General features: G+C 43.7%; 1 protein-coding gene. It reads right to left on the minus strand.

The features are described 5' to 3' along the window. Positions 1–143: 143 nt before the first annotated feature. On the minus strand, positions 144–1,058 hold the full coding sequence (locus P5674_RS04215) for an alpha/beta fold hydrolase (RefSeq protein ID WP_006615962.1): 915 nt from the start codon (positions 1,056–1,058) through the stop codon (positions 144–146). Between the last annotated feature and the right edge of the window lie 456 nt (positions 1,059–1,514).

Here is a 1,514-nt window from a genome sequence, read left to right on the forward strand (position 1 = left end):
GACAGTCTAAATAAACCCGCCCCCAACCGCCGTCAATGTGGTAATTAACGACGGTCTAAATAAACCCGCCCCCAACCGCCGTCAATGTTGTTATTAACGACGGTATAAATGAACCCGCCCCCAACTCATGGGGGGTGGATGAATTAATTTATATTCCTCACAAAATCATGGGTAACTTTTATAAAACTTTCGGTTTTTTCGTAGGGTAAAACATTACGACCAGGAATTACTATAGACTTGGCTTTTTTCCATCCTTCTTCGTAGAATTTGCCGCGCTTATCTACGGTTTCTGACTTCCCACTGCGACTAATACTAGAGGCTTTATCGCCAAAAACTACTAGGGTCGGTTGGGTCAAATTTGCCATGTCTTGGGTATAGTCTTGTCGCCAAAATCCTGCTAAAAATGAAAAGACTGCATAGCGACTTTTGGGGTCTTTTGAACCTATTGCTAACAGGTCTAACCATTCGCGATCAACGTCTTTGGCTTCAGCAAATAATTGTTTAATTGAAAAAGACTGTAAAAACTGTTCCCGACAAGCATAATTCCAAAATAGTCGCCCGGCTGGGGTATCAAAAAATAGGTTCCACAATAAACGCTGTTTAGTGGGTGATGAAGCCTCGGTCATGACTCGCCAAGCTGGGGGACCTGATAACACTATTCCCCGCACACTTTCTGGGTATGTTTTACTGAGGACGATCGCCACTGGTAATAAAGCACCCTGTGCTAGTAAAATCACTGGCTGCTTGATTACTGTTTCAATTAAACACTGTAGTTGTTCCGCCCAGTCTGTGATTTGATAAGCTACTGCTGGTTTATCACTTTCCCCACACCCCAGCAGGTCTGGGCTGTATATGGGGTTATTATATCCCTGCCACTTTTCACAAAATCTATACCAAAAACGCCGAGATAATCCTACTCCAATAGGATGGATTAATAGTAGGGGAATATCTGCGGATATTTCCGAAGATGAGGGATGAAATTCATAGGCGCATTGATAGCCACGCCATTGGTAGTATTCTAAGGGTTTTTTAGTCGGTTGGGAATTACTCATAATCATGATTGTCAGTGCTGTTTATGGGGGTTTAATCGAGGCGATCGCTTGATTCGCTGGTCTCGGTTACAGGTGCTTCCTTGGCTTCAGTTTCTGGTTGGTCTCGCACAATTTTAGGTAAGGCGGCTGGAGTCCCAGGTTCCGTTTCTATTTGAGTTAATCCCGGAATCTCAAAGCTGCTGAAAAAGTTTTTAATTTGCTCTAAAATCGGCGTTTCTGAGTCATTATTGGAAAATTTGGGTAGTTGCAAGTTTTGCCAAAGTTTCTGTAATTGGTTTCCGGCTACTGGTTCGGAACTTTCTGATGTCGGATTTTCTGGGGGTAAAGGTTCCCTTGGCGCTACAAGTTCAGGTTCTGAGACTTCCTGTTCCTCAACGACTATAGGTTCAGGTTCTGAGACTTCCTGCTCCTCAACGACTATAGGTTCAGGTTCTGAGACTTCCTGCTCCTCAACGACTATAG

Source organism: Limnospira sp. PMC 289.06 (assembly GCF_032350395.1).
GTDB lineage: Bacteria > Cyanobacteriota > Cyanobacteriia > Cyanobacteriales > Microcoleaceae > Limnospira > Limnospira platensis.

Bases quoted from the DNA above. Each gene is read 5' to 3' on its own strand.
- P5674_RS04215 (WP_006615962.1), bottom strand. From the start codon at position 1,058: ATGATTATGAGTAATTCCCAACCGACTAAAAAACCCTTAGAATACTAC.